Below are 15,554 nucleotides of genomic sequence, written 5' to 3'. Positions count from 1 at the left end.
CGTCGACCATATTCGCGGCGACTCATTGGACTCCCGACTCGGGGAGGCCCGATTCCATTGCCTCAATTGCCACACACCCAAACAGCGACGTGGGCAGGCGAAACGGCATTGCGAAGATGCCGTAGTCTGTTGGTCGCGCGCGAGTGGCGGAACGGCAGACGCGTCAGATTTAGGATCTGATGTCCGAAAGGGCGTGGGGGTTCGAATCCCCCCTTGCGCACCGTGAGACGTACTCCGAACGAGGTCACGAACCTGAAGGGGTCGGTGACCTCGTTCGGTCGAAGCCTCGATCCGGACGGCAGCGTGTGACCGCAACCATAACGGCACAGCCTCTCAGCAGCGCATTCGCCCGTTCGGGTACCGTCGATGTGTGCCTCGAGATTCCCACAAGCGTCGGCCGGCCCTGATCGTTCTGGTCGTGGTCGGCGCCCTCGGCTGCCTCGCCCTCGGCTGGTGGCAGTGGACACGTTTCGAAGCGGTCGGAGGAACCGGCCAGAACCTGGGTTACGCCTTCCAATGGCCACTCTTCGCAGCATTCCTCGTCTACGCCTACCGGCGATTCGTCCAACTCGAAGACAACCCGGACGAATCCTCCGAGAGTCCGGCCTCAACCGACGAGCCCCGTGAAATCCCCGCCGACCTCCTACCGGAACGTCCGGTCGCACCCCGCGTCGACGACGAGGTCGACCCCGAAATTGCGCAGTACAACCGCTATCTCGCCGAGCTGTCCGCTCGCGAGACCGATAGGAGCAGCAAGTGAGCACCGGCCCCGACGGCACCGACACCACCACCGATTCGGCGAGTGCAGCAGCGACTCCGGCCAAGGGCGCTGCAGACACGAAGAAGATCCGCTCGGCACTGCTCCGATACCGAGTGCTCGCCTACGCCACCGGCATCTGGCTACTCGTACTGACGGCCGAAATGGTCGCGAAGTACATCTTCAAGGTCGACAACCTGCCCAGCTGGATCGCTGTCGTCCACGGCTGGGTCTACTTCGTCTACCTGCTCGTCACCCTGGATCTGGCCGTCAAGGTGCGGTGGGCGGTGGGTCGCACCGTGGGCACCCTGCTCGCCGGAACCATCCCGTTCCTGTCCTTCTACGTCGAGCACATCCGCACTCAACAAGTGAAGAAGGACTTCGGAGTCTGACTGCTCAGGACGCGGCCGCACGCAACGCCGGAAGCAAGAGTTCGAGAGCCCGGCCCCGGTGTGACTGCGAGTCCTTCTCCTCCGGCGTCAGCTCCGCTGCCGATCGCGTCTCTCCGTCCGGGACGAAGATCGGGTCGTAGCCGAAGCCTCCGTCCCCTGCCGGCTCACGCGCGACGACGCCACGCCATTCGCCCCGCACCACGGTCTCGGTTGCGTCGGCGCCATCGACACCGGGCACAACCAGTGCGCACACCGACACGAACCCCGCTCCCCTGCGGTCGTCAGGCACGTCACGCAACTGCGCGAGCACCAGGGCAGTGTTGGCGTCGTCGTTCCCATGAGTGCCCGACCACCGCGCCGACAGAACTCCCGGCATCGAATTCAGTGCATCGATCTCGATCCCGGAATCGTCCGCCACACAAGCCAGCCCGGTGGCTCGGGCCCCGTCGCGAGCCTTTGCCAGGGCGTTCTCCTCGAACGTTGTTCCTGTTTCCGGGGCCTCCGGGTACTCCGGCACCGAATCGAGCCCGACAAGGTCCACGCCGGTCACACCGGCACCGGTGAGCACACGCTCGAGTTCGCGGAGCTTCTTCGCGTTGCGACTCGCAACGAGAACGCGAACCGATTCAGGCACCGAACTTCTTCTTCGCCGGCTCGTTCTTGGGCTCTGGCAACTCACCCGGGTACGGCTCCTCCAGAGCAGCTTTCTGGATGGCGAAGAGCTGTTCGCAGCCGGCCAACGCCGAATCGAGCAACTTGTCCAGTGTGCTCCGTGGGAAGGTCGCGCCCTCGCCTGTGCCCTGGATCTCGACGAGCGTGCCCGTATCAGTGGCAACGACGTTCATATCGACCTCGGCACGCGAATCCTCTTCGTACGGAAGATCCAGACGTACCCGTCCGTCCACCACGCCGACACTCACGGCCGCGATTCCGCAGGAGATCGGTTGGGGGTCGATGAGCAGGCCACCCGCCCGCAGATAGGTGACCGCGTCGACGAGCGCCACGTAAGCACCGGTGATGGCCGCGGTGCGCGTGCCGCCGTCCGCCTGGAGAACGTCGCAGTCGATCGCGATGGTGTTCTCACCGATTGCCGCCAGATCGATCGCGGCACGCAACGACCGACCGACGAGGCGGCTGATCTCCTGGGTTCGACCGCCGACCTTGCCTTTGACTGACTCTCGCCCGCTGCGGGTGTGAGTTGCGGCGGGAAGCATCGCGTACTCCGCGGTGAGCCATCCGAGTCCGGAACCCTTGCGCCAACGCGGGACGCCTTCCTCCACGCTCGCGGTGCACATCACCCGAGTGTTCCCGAACTCGACGAGTACCGAACCCGCCGGATGGGAAGTGAAGCCGCGAGTGATCTTGACTTCGCGGAGTTCGTCGTCTGCTCTGCCGTCTTCTCGTGTGGTCACGCCTGTGAGCCTAACTGCCACGGCAACCGCTCGAGTCAGACGGTGTACACGCTCCCGGCCGATACGGCGTGCACGGGACCGGAGTACTCCGACTTCGCCTCGGCGATGACATCTTCGCGCGAGGTCCAGGGCGGAATATGAGTGAGGAGAAGCTCGCCCACCCCTGCCATGCGTGCAACTCGGCCGGCTTCGACGCCGGACAGGTGGATGCCGGCGGGGCGATCGGGGCTGTCGGTCCACGAAGCCTCCGACAGGAGAACATCGGCTCCTCGTGCCAGCTCCACCACTTGGTCGCACATACCGGTGTCGCCGGTGTATGCGAGGGTTCGCCCATCCGTGTCGGTCAACCGCAGTCCGTATGCCTCGGGCGGGTGATCGACGCGATGCGCTGTCACGGTCAGCCCGCCGAAGACGACCGGGTCCTGCTCCTTCCAGGCGTGCAGGTCGATCGTGTCGGAGATGTCGTCCATCTCGCCGCCGCACTCGGCGGAGGCGACGCCGATCCGAGTAGCAGTGTCGGCAGGCCCGTAGACGAGCGCCTTCCCGGTCGGCGGATTCGGGTGATACCGGCGCCACACGAGAAGGCCGGGAAGGTCGAGGCAATGATCGGCGTGCAGGTGGCTGAGGAGAATCGACACCTCGCCGGGATCTGCGTACCGCTGGAGCGCACCTAGGACTCCCGGGCCGAAGTCCACGACGATGGGAGGCGTGTCGGGCGCGGACACGAGATAGCCCGATGCGGGCGAGTCCGGTCCGGAGACGCTGCCCGAACACCCCAGGACGGTAATGCGCATACTCGTCATGCTGCCACGACCCGGCGCGGTCCAAAAAGCTTCCGGGGCAATTGGCGAGTCGGACTCACACTCCCGGCCGTACTGTGACCTGACCGATCAGAGTCCGAACTGTGTTCCAGGTTGCTTTTCGATGCGGCTGCGCTGCCTCTGCTTCCGTGCGTCGGACGACAACGTCCAGGCTGCGAGAACACCGCCCGCGGCGCCGAACAGATGCCCTTGCCAGGAGACGTAGGGCTGCGAAGGGAAGACTCCCCACAGCAGTCCCCCGTACACGAAGAACACGACGACGCCGATCAGGATCTGCCCGAAGTTGCGTGTGAAAAATCCGCGGACCAACAGGTACGCGAGCCACCCGAACACGAGGACGGACGCGCCGATGTGGATCGAGTTCGCACCGCCGGTCAGCCAGGTTCCGAAACCGCCCACCACCCACACGATTCCGGTTGCCGCCAATCCACGCGCCACCCCGGAGAGCAGAACCAGGAACCCGAGCACCAGTAGCGGGATGGTGTTGGAGAACAGATGATTCCAGTCGTCGTGAAGGATCGGCGCGAAGAGAATCCCCCACAGTCCGTCGAAGGACCGGGGTTCCACGCCGGCCCGCTCGAGCCGGTCGCCGGACAGGACGTCCAGGACTTCGATCACATAGAGAGCCATCGTGAAGGCGCCGACTACGGTCGCCGCCTGCTGCCACATCGGTTTCTCGGCAGGGTTCGCGGGTTGCTGCCCGATACCGCTCGGGCCGACCGGCGATGTCACGATCGCTCCGCGGTTCTACGGACGTTCACAGTGGGACCTCCAACGCTCGTTCGGCGCCCCCGATCCTACCCAAGCCGGACATGCGAACGGTTCGGTCGAATTACCGATCGCGTCGGAATGCGGAGGGGAACGTCTCCCGATATGCGGGAATCCCGGCCACGGAGATAGCGCTCACTATCGCGTCGACGATGACCCGCTCCACGACCAGGGCGGCTTCGCGGCACAGCGCATCGACCACGGCGAGATTGCTCGGGAACGGCGATCGACTCCCGTCGACAACGTGCGGGTCCGCGGACCCGTCGTGGCGCCCGGTCGACAAGGCGAAGATCGTGTCACCGTCCAGCGGCGAGTGGGCGGGTCTGATCGCCCTGGCGAGTCCGTCGTGTCCGGCAACGGCGAGGCGTTTGCATTCGGCCTTGCCGAGGGGCGCGTCGGTGGCGACCACTCCGATCGTGGTGTTGAGCACGGTTCCCTTGGCCGCCAGTTCGTTGGCCGACTCGAGTTCCTGTGGATCGGGCACCCGGAGGCCGAACGACTCGGGGCCGTCCGAACCCACACCCCACGGCAGCCCGGTCCGTGGATCGAACACCTCACCGACCGGATTGACGACCATGAGCGCAGACAACGTGATGCCCTGTGCAGGACCATCCTTCACGACGAGGCTCGCCGTACCGACACCACCTTTGAGGCAACCCGCGCGGACCCCGACACCCGCACCGACCGAACCCGAGTCGAACTCGGTGGAGGCACTCGACGCTGCTCGAAACCCGAATTCCGCGTCGGGACGAACGTTCCAGTCCCCCACCGGCAGATCGAATACGACCGCTGCAGGCACGATCGGCACCACCAGACCCGGCGCACCCATCGGTACGCCGATGCCGTTCTCCTCGAGGTATCGCATCACCCCGTCGGCCACCGAGAGCCCGTATGCACTCCCGCCGGTCAGCACCAAGCCGTGCACGTGCTGCACAGTGTGAGTCGGGTCCAGAAGGTCGGTCTCCCGGGTGCCCGGGCCACCACCGCGTACGTCCGCCGCCGCAACGGCACCGTCCGGAGCGAGCACCACCGTGCAACCCGTTGCCGCACCGGAACCGGGGACGGTTTCGGACGCCGTGGTGGCGTCGTCGTCGAGTTCGTGAGCGTGACCCACCAACAGGCCCTCGACATCGGAAAGCCTGCCGATCGCACTCACGGCATCAGCACCTGTACCAGAGAATCCTGCATCCACGTCAACCAATGGTAGAGATCGAGATGCGGTGCACGGGGGTCGTTCTCGTCCAGTTCGTCAGGGGTGTCGGCGTCGATGCCGAGGTTGGCTCCCAGTGCGAGCCGGACGTCGTTGAGGGCGGAGAGCCACGCATCCGCCTGCTCGGGCGTCAGCACGATCTTGCCGCCGTCTTCGGGCACCGTCGACAGCACGACCGAGCCCGCTGCCAGCTTGTCGTCGATGATCTCCGGTTCGTGCAGGCCGCGCAGCGCGCCGTTGACGTCGGCGCGATTGTCCGAAGGATCGGCGCCGTCGGGATCTTCCTCGGGCCGATGGAAGTCGGGAAGCAGTCGCGCGAGAACTTCGTCTTCCGGGGCGGTCGTGTTTCCCGATCGGATGCCGGTGATCGCGGCGAGTTCGTCCTCGGGTGCGGACGCGGCTCGCTCTTCGAGCAACCCCAGCACCGACGACACCAACGAACGCAACACGGTGGCCTCGTGGGCATCCATCTCCGAGCGCAGCTTCACGCCCCCGAGCGAGTTCTTTCTGGTCCACATTCGCACGTCGTTACCCGGTGTCCTCACTGCCGCTGTTCGGCCTGGTCGTAGGTCGGAACTCGGATCAGGTGTCGTCGCGCTGCATCGTGGCCCACAGACCTGCCGCGTGCAGCCGCCGCACATCGTTCTCCATCTTGTCCCGCGATCCGCTGGAGACGACGGCCTTGCCTTCGGAATGCACCTTCATCATGAGATCCGTGGCCTTTGCCTTGCTGTACCCGAACAGCTTCTGGAAGATGTAGGTGACGTAATGCATGAGGTTGACCGGGTCGTCCCACACCACCGTGACCCACGGACGATCGATGGCTTCGTCGACCTCGACTACCTCGGATTCCAACGGTGTGACCTGCGGCGACGACGCCTGGACGGCCGCCGGCACCACCACCGGACCCAGAGCTGAAGCGGGCATCGAGTCCGGAGCGTCACATGTTGTGGAACTCGGAGACATGCTCCCAGCCTACGACGGGCCGCAGCGACACAACAGGGCAGCCTCACCGTGCGGCACTCCGAGCGCAGCACTGCGCTTAGAGTTCGGGTGTGACTCCACGACACGACAGCACGGCGTTGTTCACGGATCAGTACGAACTCACCATGCTCGCAGCGGCCCTTGCCGACGGTTCCGCCCACCGGCAGTGCAGTTTCGAGGTGTTCGCGCGCCGCCTGCCGCACGGCAGGCGGTACGGGGTCGTTGCGGGCACCGACCGACTGATCCGGGCGCTCGAGAACTTCCGCTTCGGGGACGAGGAACTCGCCGTCGTCGCCGAGTTTCTCGACGAGAAGACCGTTCGGTGGCTCGCCGATCACCGGTTCACCGGGGACATCGACGGTTACCGTGAGGGCGACTTCTACTTCCCCGGCTCACCTCTGCTTTCGGTGCGTGGCTCGTTCGCCGAGTGCGTCCTGTTGGAGACGCTCGCACTGTCGATCCTCAATCACGACAGCGCCATCGCTTCGGCCGCCGCCAGGATGGTGAGCGCCGCGGCCGGCCGGCCGATGATCGAGATGGGATCGCGGCGCACGCACGAGGAGGCGGCCGTCGCAGCGTCCCGTGCCGCGTATCTGGGCGGATTCACGACCACGTCGAACCTCGAAGCGGTACGCCGCCACGGCGTCCCGGGGGCCGGTACCAGCGCCCACGCCTTCACCCTCCTGCACGCCGGCCCCGACGGTCCGGACGAGGCGGCAGCCTTCCGCGCCCAGGTCGATGCACTCGGCGTCGGGACCACCCTCCTGGTGGACACGTACGACATCACCGAGGGCGTGAACACCGCGATCGAGGTCGCAGGGACAGAACTGGGGGGCGTCCGTATCGATTCCGGTGACCTCGGGGTTCTTGCCGGACAGGTACGCAAACAACTCGACGCGCTCGGCGCGACCAAGACCAAGATCGTCGTCTCCGGCGACCTCGACGAGTACTCCGTCGCGGCTCTGCGCGCGGAACCCGTCGACCTCTACGGTGTGGGCACCTCCGTGGTGATCGGCTCCGGTGCCCCGACGGCCGGCATGGTCTACAAGCTCGTGGAGGTGGAGGGCACGCCCGTCGAGAAACGGAGCACCAACAAGGCCTCCCGGGGCGGCGCGAAGCGCGCCGTTCGTTTCGCCAGGCCGACCGGAACGCTCGTCGAGGAAGTGATCTGTCCGGCCCACGAATCCGCTCCGGAAGCACCTGGGTTGGATGCCCGTGAACTCATGGTTCCGCTCGTTCGGCAGGGAAAGCCCGTCCCGGGCCTTCCCACCCTCGAGGACGGCAGGTCACTGCTCGCAGACGGACTCGTCAACCTTCCGTGGGAGGGCCTGAAACTGTCGAGCGGCGACTCCGCGATTCCCGTCCGTTTCGCAGGTCGGAGTTCTTCGTGACGGCGCGGGCACTGGTGATCGTCGATCTGCAGAACGACTTCTGCGAGGGCGGATCGCTCGGCGTTCGGGGCGGTGCCGCGGTCGCTGCGGCTGTCGGGCCGCTCGCCGCGTCCAGCTCCTACGACGCCGTGGTCACCACTCGTGACCACCACATCGATCCGGGCACGCACTTTTCGGACGAGCCCGACTTCGTCGATACCTGGCCTGTTCATTGCAAGGTCGGCACTCCCGGAGCCGACTTCCACCCGAATTTCGACGTCCGTGTCGTGCAGGAGGTCTTCTCCAAGGGCGCATACAGCGCCGCGTACTCCGGATTCGAGGGGTCGTCCGATCGCGAAGAGTCGTTGTCCCACTGGCTGCGCAGCCGTTCGATCACGGACGTCGACATCGTGGGGATCGCGACGGATCACTGTGTGAAGGCCACCGCGCTCGACGCCGTACGCGAAGGATTCGCCACCACCGTTCTGCTCCCCTACACCGTCGGAGTGTCCCCGGTCACCACCGAATCGGCCCTGCTGGAACTGCACGCCGCCGGTGTCACCCTGCGTGGTCGCGACGCGACGACCCGATCGGACCGGGTCACGCTCGCCGACGTGGGCCGCGAGTAACCTGCTCGGGTGGCCGATCAACTTCCGAACGTTCCAGAACTGCTCCGATCCGCGGTGCATTCGCTCGGCGGAGCCGAACGTTCGAACCAGTTGACGATGGCCTCTGCGGTCGCACACTCGATCGACACCGGTGAACACCTCGCCGTGCAGGCCGGAACGGGCACCGGAAAGTCTCTCGCGTACCTCGTTCCGAGCGTGCGGCACGCGGTGGACTCCGGCAAGACCGTCGTCGTTTCCACTGCAACGATCGCCCTACAACGTCAGCTCGTCGAACGAGACCTGCCACGCCTGGCCGACGCACTCGAATCGGACCTGGGCCGTCGTCCACAGTTCGCGATTCTCAAAGGGCGCAACAACTACCTGTGCATGAACAAGATCCATTCCGGAGCAGCCGACGAGCCACCGGAAGAGGAACTGTTCGATCCCTTCGCGGTTTCCCGGCTCGGACGCGAAGTGGCCAGGTTGACCGAATGGTCTTCCGACACCGACACGGGCGACCGTGACGACCTCGTTCCCGGAGTGTCGGACAAGGCATGGCGCCAGGTGAGCGTCACCGCGCGCGAATGCCTCGGAAAGTCGCGCTGCCCGGTCGGCGAGGATTGCTTCGCCGAGCGAGCCCGCACCGAATCGTCTCGCGCCGACGTGGTGGTGACCAACCACGCTCTGCTCGCGATCGATGCGATCACCGGCATCGCGATCCTTCCCGAACACGACGTCGTGGTCATCGACGAGGCTCACGAACTCGTCGACCGAGTAACCAACGTGGCCACTGCCGAGCTCGGCGCCGGAACCATCAGCGCCGCGGCCCGGCGATGTTCGAAGCTGGTCGAGGACGAAGATGTGGACCGACTCGAAGCGGCGGCAGAGGGGTGGGCCGAGCTGCTCGAGTACACCCCTCCGGAACGATGGGAAACGTTGCCGCACGGGGCTTCTCACGCCCTCGCCGCGGTCCGCGATGCCGCCTGGGCACTGCGCGCCGCGATCGGACCCTCCCGACCGGGCATGGCGATCAACGACCCCGAGGCGGCCGCGGCGCGCAACGCGGCTCTCGTCGCGGTCGAGGAAGTGCACGACAGCGCCGTGCGCATTCTGAGCACCTTCGAAGAGCCGGACCCAGCCAAACGCAAGGACGTCGTATGGCTCGCCGCGGAGGAGAAGCGCGGCAACGTCCGCAGGATCGTTCGGATGGCGCCCCTGTCCGTGGGCGGCCTGCTGAGGTCGCGCCTGTTCGGCGAATCGACGGTAGTTCTCACCTCGGCAACTCTCACCGTCGGCGGGTCCTTCGACGGGCTCGCGGTAAATTGGGGTCTGCCACCGGAGGCGGGTGTCCGTAGCGACCCCGCCATGGCAGTCGGCTCGGAGGCGCCGTCGGACGCGTCGGACATCAAATGGAATTCGCTCGATGTCGGGTCCCCGTTCGACCACGCCCGAGCGGGAATTCTCTACATCGCCAAGCATCTACCCGCCCCGGGGCGCGACGGGCTGACGCCGGCCGTGTTCGACGAGATCGCCGAGTTGGTGGAAGCTGCCGGAGGTCGAACCCTGGGTCTCTTCTCCTCGATGCGTGCAGCCAAGGCGGCCGCAGAAGAGATGCGTGAACGCCTGGACACCCCTGTGCTGTGCCAAGGCGACGACGCCACGGGAACCCTGGTGAAGGCCTTCGCCGACGACGAATCGACGTCTCTCTTCGGAACGCTGTCGTTGTGGCAGGGCGTGGACGTCCCCGGCCCGTCGCTGAGCCTGGTGCTGCTCGACCGCATTCCGTTTCCGCGACCGGACGATCCGTTGCTGGTGGCCCGTCAACGCGCGGTCGAGTCACGCGGTGGCAACGGATTTCTTTCCGTCGCTGCCAATCACGCGGCTCTTCTGCTCGCGCAGGGTGTGGGGCGGTTGTTGCGCAGCGTCGACGACAAGGGTGTGGTCGCCGTCCTCGATTCACGACTCGCCACCGCGCGTTACGCCGGATACCTCCGTGCGTCGCTACCCCCGTTCTGGGAAACGGCGGATCCTGCCGTCGTGCGAAAAGCTCTCGGCAGAATCCGCGACTCTCGTCCCTGACGCCTGCTGCGCAGGCAACCGGACGGGTGCAACACGTTCGGGTGCTCCCACCTATGCTCGGCGGATGGATTCCGCCATCTCGGCCACCGGCCTCACCAAGAAGTTCGGGAGCGTCCGCGCTCTCGACGGCCTCGACCTCGATGTGAAGAAGGGGCAGGTACACGGCTTTCTCGGGCCGAACGGATCCGGAAAATCCACGACCATCCGGGTGTTGCTCGGACTCCTGCGCGCCGATTCCGGTTCGGTCCGGGTTCTCGGCCGCGATCCCTGGCACGAGTCCGAAGAGGCCCATCGGCGCCTCGCCGCCGTGCCGGGCGACATCGGATTGTGGCCCCACCTGACCGGTGGCGAGACGATCGATCTTCTAGGTCGCCTGCGCGGCGGCACCGACCCGGCACGGCGTGCGACGCTGATCGAACGCTTCGACCTCGATCCGACCAGACGCGGACGCACCTACTCCAGAGGGGACCGTCAGAAGGTCGCGCTGGTGGCAGCGTTCGCAGCAGACACGGAGCTTCTGATTCTCGACGAACCGACCGCCGGACTGGATCCTCTCGGCGAAGCCGTCGTTCGGGCCTGCGTAACCGAATATGCCGAACAGGGCCGCACGGTCCTGCTGACGAGCCACGCCCTCACCGATGTCCAGAACCTGTGCGAATCGGTGACGATCATCGGCAACGGTCGAACCGTCCAGGCCGGAACCGTGGACGAGCTTCGCCATTTCGCACGCACCACCGTCACCGTCACCACACGGATCGGGCCCACCCCGATCGGCAATGCCCCGGGCGTGCACAACCTCAGGAAGACCGGTTCCCCGAACACCGTCGTCTTCGATGTCGACGCCGATGAGATGGATCCGGTCATGACCACTCTGACCGGGCTGGGAATCGTATCGATATTCGCGAATCCACCGACCCTCGAGGACGTGTTCCTCCGAGCAGTCCAAGACGATCCCGAATCGGATGCGCGAGAACTCACGTCGTCGCGAGCCGGCGAGGCGATTCGGTGAGGCGTTTCACCGGAACTGCTGTGCTCGCGTCGCTCGCTCTTCGTACGGATCGAGTTCGCATCGCACTGTGGGTAGTGCTCGTCTCGGTCGCAACCTATTTGCTGGCACGGGGCGGTTCGCCCACGCACCTCACCGAACGCGTCGCGGAAGTGACGATGCTGACCGTCGCTGTGATGTCGGTCCTGCTCGTCACCCCGCATCTTCGCGGCGCCGAAGAGTCGGGACGTACCGAACTTGCGCGCACGGGTGTGGTGGGCCGGTTCGCACCTCTCACCGCCGGGCTCTGTTCCGCGCTCGCGGCAAACGCAGCTGTCTGTGCGCCCCTTCAGATCGCTTTCGTCTCTGCCGGATTCAGCGCTGCCGGGTCACTCGTGGTCGCCGTCGGTGTGCTCGTGACCGGCATCGTGTTCACGGCGATGTCAGCGCTTGCATCCCAGATCTTCGACACGACCCGCGCCGCCAGCGCGGCGGCCGTAGCGGTCGTCGTCATCACATATCTCCTGCATGTCCTGGGCGAGGCACTTCATGAAGGCGACCGAAGTCTCGTCGGATGGCTGTCGCCCTTCACCTGGGCGCACGCAGCACACGCCTTCGGCGAGACGCGATGGTGGCCCCTGGCCCTCGGTCTCACGGTGGCGGCAGCCCTCCTCGCAGTCACGTATCGGTCTGCCACCCGCCGAGACCACGGATTCGGGGTCGACCTCACTCTTCGAGCCGAATCATCGGACGTACCCGACGAATCCGGGGGCATACCCCGGTTCGTCGTCGAGCAACTTCGATGGCCACTGTTCGTCTGGTGTCCGGTCGTCGCCGGAATCGGCATGGCGACGGGCGGATTCGGCGCCGCAGTTCCGGGATTCTCGACTACCCAGCGGCCTCCTGACGACGTGTTCGCACAGTGGCTCGTTCTACTCGCTGTGCTGGCCTGCGCCTATTCGATCAGCACGGTCGGTGTCATCGTCGACGACGAAGCGGCAGGTCGCGCCGATGCGGTGCTGTCCGGACCGCTGTCACGAGCGAAATGGTTCGCGGCGCAATCGATCGTCTTCGCAGGCGGCGCCCTCGCGGTCCTTCTGGTGGGTGGAACCGCCCTGAGCGCGACGGCGGCAATCGCCCTCGGCGAGCTCGACATGCTGTGGCACCTTCTGACCGCCACGGTCGCGCTGATTCCGCCGCTGGTCGCGGTAGTCGGCGGGGCCGCGTGGTGCTACGGCCACGCGCCACGGGCACTTTCGGCACTGTGGGTATGGCTGGGATACATCGCAGTGATCGCGTTGGGCAGCGACGTCCTTCCGGCGTGGGCGGGACTGCTGTCCCCGTTCGCTCGGTCGACGCCACAGCCTCTCGCGGACTACTCGCTGGGTACCGCACTCGTTCTCCTGGCGATCGGCGTCGCACTCACCGTTCTCGGCGCAGAAGGGTTCCGTCGACGCGACATCGCACCGGTCACGGCTCGGAGCCGCTGATCAGGCTGTGGACACCAATCCCATTTCGGCAGGCTCCGCGAGCAGCGGGTGGTTCGGCAACACACGAACGGTGTAGCCGACCGACCCGGAAAGCGGCAATGCCACATTCGCCACGTACAGGTGCCCTGTGTCGTCCGAATCGACGTACTGCATCGGCGTCGTGACCACGTCGGTCAGATCCTCCGCATCCCCGACGCGCCCGATCACCGCTTCGACCGATACCTCGCCGCGCTCCAGCTCTCCCAGGCGGATCCGCGCGCGCAACGACAGATTCGCACCGATCTCCGGAGCATCCGGGAGTCCAACACCATCGACCTGTGCAACGACGACCGAAGGCCACGCCGCGGCGGCGCGACGCCGAAACTCTGCCAGTTCACGCGCCCCGGCGAACTTGTCCGCGACGACGCGACCACGCGCACGCGACGCGGGAGCGTAGTAGTCGATCGCATAGTCACGAACCATGCGGGAGGCAAGCACCTTCGGACCGAGCGTCTCGAGGGTGTGCCGCACCATCTCCACCCAACGCTCCGGAACCGCGCCGGCGGTCCGATCGTAGAACCGCGGCAGAACAGCCGATTCCAGAAGCTGGTACAACGCAGACGCCTCCAAGTCGTCTCGCCGCACCTCGTCGTCCACTCCGTCGGCGGTCGGGATCTCCCAGCCGTTCTCACCGTCGAACATCTCGTCCCACCAGCCATCGCGGATCGAGAGGTTGAGACCACCGTTCAGTGCGGATTTCATGCCGGAGGTTCCACATGCCTCGAGTGGCCGCAGCGGATTGTTCAGCCACACGTCGCAGCCCCAGTACAGGTACCTGGCCATCGATATGTCGTAGTCGGGAAGGAAGACGATTCGATGCCGAACGTCGGCGTCATCGGCGAACCGCACCACCTGCTGAATCAGCGCCTTCCCACCGTCGTCGGCCGGGTGACTCTTCCCCGCGACGACCAACTGGACCGGGCGTGCATCGTCGGTCAGCATCGCGCGCAGTCGGTCCGGGTCACGCAGCATCAGGGTCAGCCGTTTGTACGTGGGAACTCGTCGGGCGAAGCCGACCGTGAGGACCTCGGGATCGAACACCGACTCGGTCCATCCGAGTTCTGCCGTGGTTGCTCCGCGTTCGATCCACGAAGCGCGAACCCGCCTGCGTACCTCCTGAACCAGCTTGTCCCGGAGCAGATTGCGGGTCTCCCAGAGTTCGCTCGAGGATACGTCTCGCAGGCGCTCCCACCCACGGGCTTCCTCGACGGATTCCGGACCGACGATTCGACGAGCGAGGTTCATCCATTCCGGTGCCGACCACGTCGGCGCATGAACACCGTTCGTCACCGAGCCGATTGGTACCTCGTCGGCGTCGAAGCCCGGCCACAGCGGCCGAAACATGTCGCGGCTGACGATGCCGTGCAGCTTCGACACCCCGTTGGCGCGCTGGGCGAGTCTCAGGCCCATGTGCGCCATGTTGAACACCGACGGGTCCGCTTCGCCGCCCAGACCGAGAATTCGGTCGACGGTGAGGCCCGGAAGCAGGGCCGAGTCGTGTCCGGCGTCCGCACCCCCGAAGTAACGCCTGACGAGGTCTGCAGGGAACCGGTCGATGCCCGCTGGCACCGGCGTGTGGGTCGTGAACACGGTGCCGGCACGCACCGTGGCGAGAGCGGTGTCGAAATCCATCCCTTCTCCGGACACCAGTTCCCGAATCCGTTCGATTCCCAGGAATCCTGCGTGCCCCTCGTTCATGTGAAACACGTCGGGGTCCGGCAATCCGTGGGTGCGCGTGTAGGCACGGACGGCCCGAACACCACCGATCCCCGCAAGAATCTCCTGCTTGATCCGATGGTCCTGGTCGCCGCCGTACAGACGGTCGGTCACGCCACGCAGCTCCGCGTCGTTCTGCTCGATGTCCGAGTCCAGGAGCAGCAGTGGAATACGGCCGACGTTCGCGATCCAGATTCGCGCCCGCAGCACACGGCCACCCGGCATCGCGACGTGCACGAGGACGGGTGCGCCATCCTCGGAACCGGTCAGCAGACGAAGCGGGAGCCCCTGCGGATCGTGAGGTGGGTAGTGCTCTGCCTGCCAACCGTCGGCGGTCAACGACTGCCGGAAGTACCCGGAACGATAGAGAAGGCCCACGCCGATCAGCGGGAGGCCGAGATCCGAGGCTGCCTTGAGGTGATCGCCGGCCAGGATTCCGAGGCCACCCGAATAGTTGGGAAGAACCTCACTGACCCCGAACTCCATGGAGAAGTACGCGACGCCCGTGGGCGCTACGTCACCCTTCGATTGCTGCTTCTGGTACCAGCTCGGTCGCGTCAGGTAATCCTTCAGATCCGCTTCCGCGACATCCAGTTCGGCCAGAAACTCGGCATCCCCAGCCAACTCGTCCAACCGTGCAGGCGCCACCTCGCCGAGCATCCGAACCGGATCCGCGCGGACCCGGCGCCACAGATCTGCGTCCAGCCGTTCGAACAGTTCCTGCGTCGGTGTGTGCCACGACCACCGCAAATTGGTCGACAGCGGCCCCAGTGCCTCCAACCGCTCGGGCAGATGAGCTCGGACAGTGAACCGACGCAAGGCTTTCACCTTGCGAAGACTACCCACTACGGCAAACCCGCGCGGACTACTCCGCGTCGTGGCAACCGGCAACCCGCGCGGTAACCGAACAACCGACCGTCGCT

At 65.9% G+C, this 15,554-nt stretch carries 15 protein-coding genes and 1 tRNA gene; 8 read left to right on the top strand and 8 right to left on the bottom strand.

Features of this window, described 5'->3' with window-relative positions:
• The first annotated feature begins 137 nt into the window (after positions 1-137).
• The 3 genes from ACFWO3_RS11630 to ACFWO3_RS11620 all read left to right on the top strand — a co-directional run bounded on the left by ACFWO3_RS11630 (position 138) and on the right by ACFWO3_RS11620 (position 1,149).
• A tRNA-Leu gene (locus tag ACFWO3_RS11630) sits at positions 138-220 on the top strand.
• A gap of 150 nt (positions 221-370) precedes the next feature.
• The gene (locus tag ACFWO3_RS11625) at positions 371-760 is read left to right on the top strand and encodes a transcriptional regulator (protein ID WP_378577426.1); all 390 of its coding nucleotides are present in this window, start codon (positions 371-373) and stop codon (positions 758-760) included.
• The gene (locus tag ACFWO3_RS11620; RefSeq protein ID WP_378577424.1) at positions 757-1,149 is read left to right on the top strand and encodes a DUF3817 domain-containing protein; all 393 of its coding nucleotides are present in this window, start codon (positions 757-759) and stop codon (positions 1,147-1,149) included. The genes ACFWO3_RS11625 and ACFWO3_RS11620 overlap by 4 nt, the downstream gene beginning before the upstream one ends.
• A gap of 4 nt (positions 1,150-1,153) precedes the next feature.
• Here the strand turns inward: ACFWO3_RS11620 and ACFWO3_RS11615 are convergent, their stop codons facing one another.
• The 7 genes from ACFWO3_RS11615 to clpS form a co-directional block, all read right to left on the bottom strand.
• On the bottom strand, positions 1,154-1,783 hold the full coding sequence (locus tag ACFWO3_RS11615; RefSeq protein WP_378577422.1) for a non-canonical purine NTP pyrophosphatase: 630 nt from the start codon (positions 1,781-1,783) through the stop codon (positions 1,154-1,156).
• Complete coding sequence (gene rph, locus ACFWO3_RS11610; protein ID WP_378577420.1) at positions 1,776-2,561, bottom strand: ribonuclease PH; 786 nt, start codon at positions 2,559-2,561, stop codon at positions 1,776-1,778. Before rph ends, ACFWO3_RS11615 begins: the two co-directional genes overlap by 8 nt.
• Before the next feature lie 35 nt (positions 2,562-2,596).
• Positions 2,597-3,355: a cyclic nucleotide-degrading phosphodiesterase gene (locus tag ACFWO3_RS11605; protein WP_378577418.1), complete on the bottom strand. Its 759-nt coding sequence runs from the start codon at positions 3,353-3,355 to the stop codon at positions 2,597-2,599.
• A gap of 96 nt (positions 3,356-3,451) precedes the next feature.
• Positions 3,452-4,051 (bottom strand): rhomboid family intramembrane serine protease, encoded by a 600-nt coding sequence (locus tag ACFWO3_RS11600; protein WP_378577842.1) that lies wholly within the window; start codon positions 4,049-4,051, stop codon positions 3,452-3,454.
• Positions 4,052-4,214: 163 nt separating this feature from the next.
• Complete coding sequence (locus tag ACFWO3_RS11595; protein ID WP_378577416.1) at positions 4,215-5,306, bottom strand: P1 family peptidase; 1,092 nt, start codon at positions 5,304-5,306, stop codon at positions 4,215-4,217.
• Entirely contained in the window at positions 5,303-5,884 is a 582-nt protein-coding gene (locus ACFWO3_RS11590; protein ID WP_378577414.1) for a DUF2017 domain-containing protein, read from the bottom strand. The genes ACFWO3_RS11595 and ACFWO3_RS11590 overlap by 4 nt, the downstream gene beginning before the upstream one ends.
• Positions 5,885-5,942: 58 nt before the next feature.
• Entirely contained in the window at positions 5,943-6,326 is a 384-nt protein-coding gene (clpS, locus tag ACFWO3_RS11585; protein WP_378577412.1) for an ATP-dependent Clp protease adapter ClpS, read from the bottom strand.
• An 89-nt stretch (positions 6,327-6,415) separates the two neighbouring features.
• On the opposite strand from clpS, the gene ACFWO3_RS11580 reads away from it, so the two are divergent.
• The 5 genes from ACFWO3_RS11580 to ACFWO3_RS11560 all read left to right on the top strand — a co-directional run bounded on the left by ACFWO3_RS11580 (position 6,416) and on the right by ACFWO3_RS11560 (position 12,876).
• Entirely contained in the window at positions 6,416-7,735 is a 1,320-nt protein-coding gene (locus tag ACFWO3_RS11580) for a nicotinate phosphoribosyltransferase (RefSeq protein WP_378577410.1), read from the top strand.
• A complete protein-coding gene (locus ACFWO3_RS11575; RefSeq protein WP_378577408.1) occupies positions 7,732-8,343 on the top strand; it encodes an isochorismatase family protein in 612 nt (203 codons plus the stop codon). The genes ACFWO3_RS11580 and ACFWO3_RS11575 overlap by 4 nt, the downstream gene beginning before the upstream one ends.
• A 9-nt stretch (positions 8,344-8,352) precedes the next feature.
• On the top strand, positions 8,353-10,401 hold the full coding sequence (locus ACFWO3_RS11570) for an ATP-dependent DNA helicase (protein WP_378577406.1): 2,049 nt from the start codon (positions 8,353-8,355) through the stop codon (positions 10,399-10,401).
• Positions 10,402-10,465: 64 nt separating this feature from the next.
• Positions 10,466-11,410, top strand: coding sequence for an ATP-binding cassette domain-containing protein (locus ACFWO3_RS11565; protein ID WP_378577404.1), 945 nt, complete (start codon positions 10,466-10,468; stop codon positions 11,408-11,410).
• Positions 11,407-12,876: a hypothetical protein gene (locus ACFWO3_RS11560; RefSeq protein WP_378577402.1), complete on the top strand. Its 1,470-nt coding sequence runs from the start codon at positions 11,407-11,409 to the stop codon at positions 12,874-12,876. Before ACFWO3_RS11565 ends, ACFWO3_RS11560 begins: the two co-directional genes overlap by 4 nt.
• Here ACFWO3_RS11560 and glgP read toward each other — a convergent pair whose 3' ends face one another.
• Positions 12,877-15,459 (bottom strand): alpha-glucan family phosphorylase, encoded by a 2,583-nt coding sequence (gene glgP / locus ACFWO3_RS11555; protein ID WP_378577400.1) that lies wholly within the window; start codon positions 15,457-15,459, stop codon positions 12,877-12,879.
• Between the last annotated feature and the right edge of the window lie 95 nt (positions 15,460-15,554).

The organism is Rhodococcus sp. NPDC058521, assembly GCF_042719695.1.
Classification (GTDB): Bacteria; Actinomycetota; Actinomycetes; order Mycobacteriales; family Mycobacteriaceae; genus Rhodococcus_F.
Note: the sequence above shows the minus strand (reverse complement) of the source record. Positions and strands in the feature narration are given on the sequence as shown.

What these genes read in the sequence shown, in the direction of transcription:
- ACFWO3_RS11605 (WP_378577418.1), bottom strand. Translation starts at nt 3,355, where the DNA reads ATGCGCATTACCGTCCTGGGGTGTTCGGGCAGCGTCTCCGGACCGGAC.
- ACFWO3_RS11600 (WP_378577842.1), bottom strand. Translation starts at nt 4,051, where the DNA reads ATGTGGCAGCAGGCGGCGACCGTAGTCGGCGCCTTCACGATGGCTCTC.
- clpS (WP_378577412.1), bottom strand. Translation starts at nt 6,326, where the DNA reads ATGTCTCCGAGTTCCACAACATGTGACGCTCCGGACTCGATGCCCGCT.
- ACFWO3_RS11565 (WP_378577404.1), top strand. Translation starts at nt 10,466, where the DNA reads ATGGATTCCGCCATCTCGGCCACCGGCCTCACCAAGAAGTTCGGGAGC.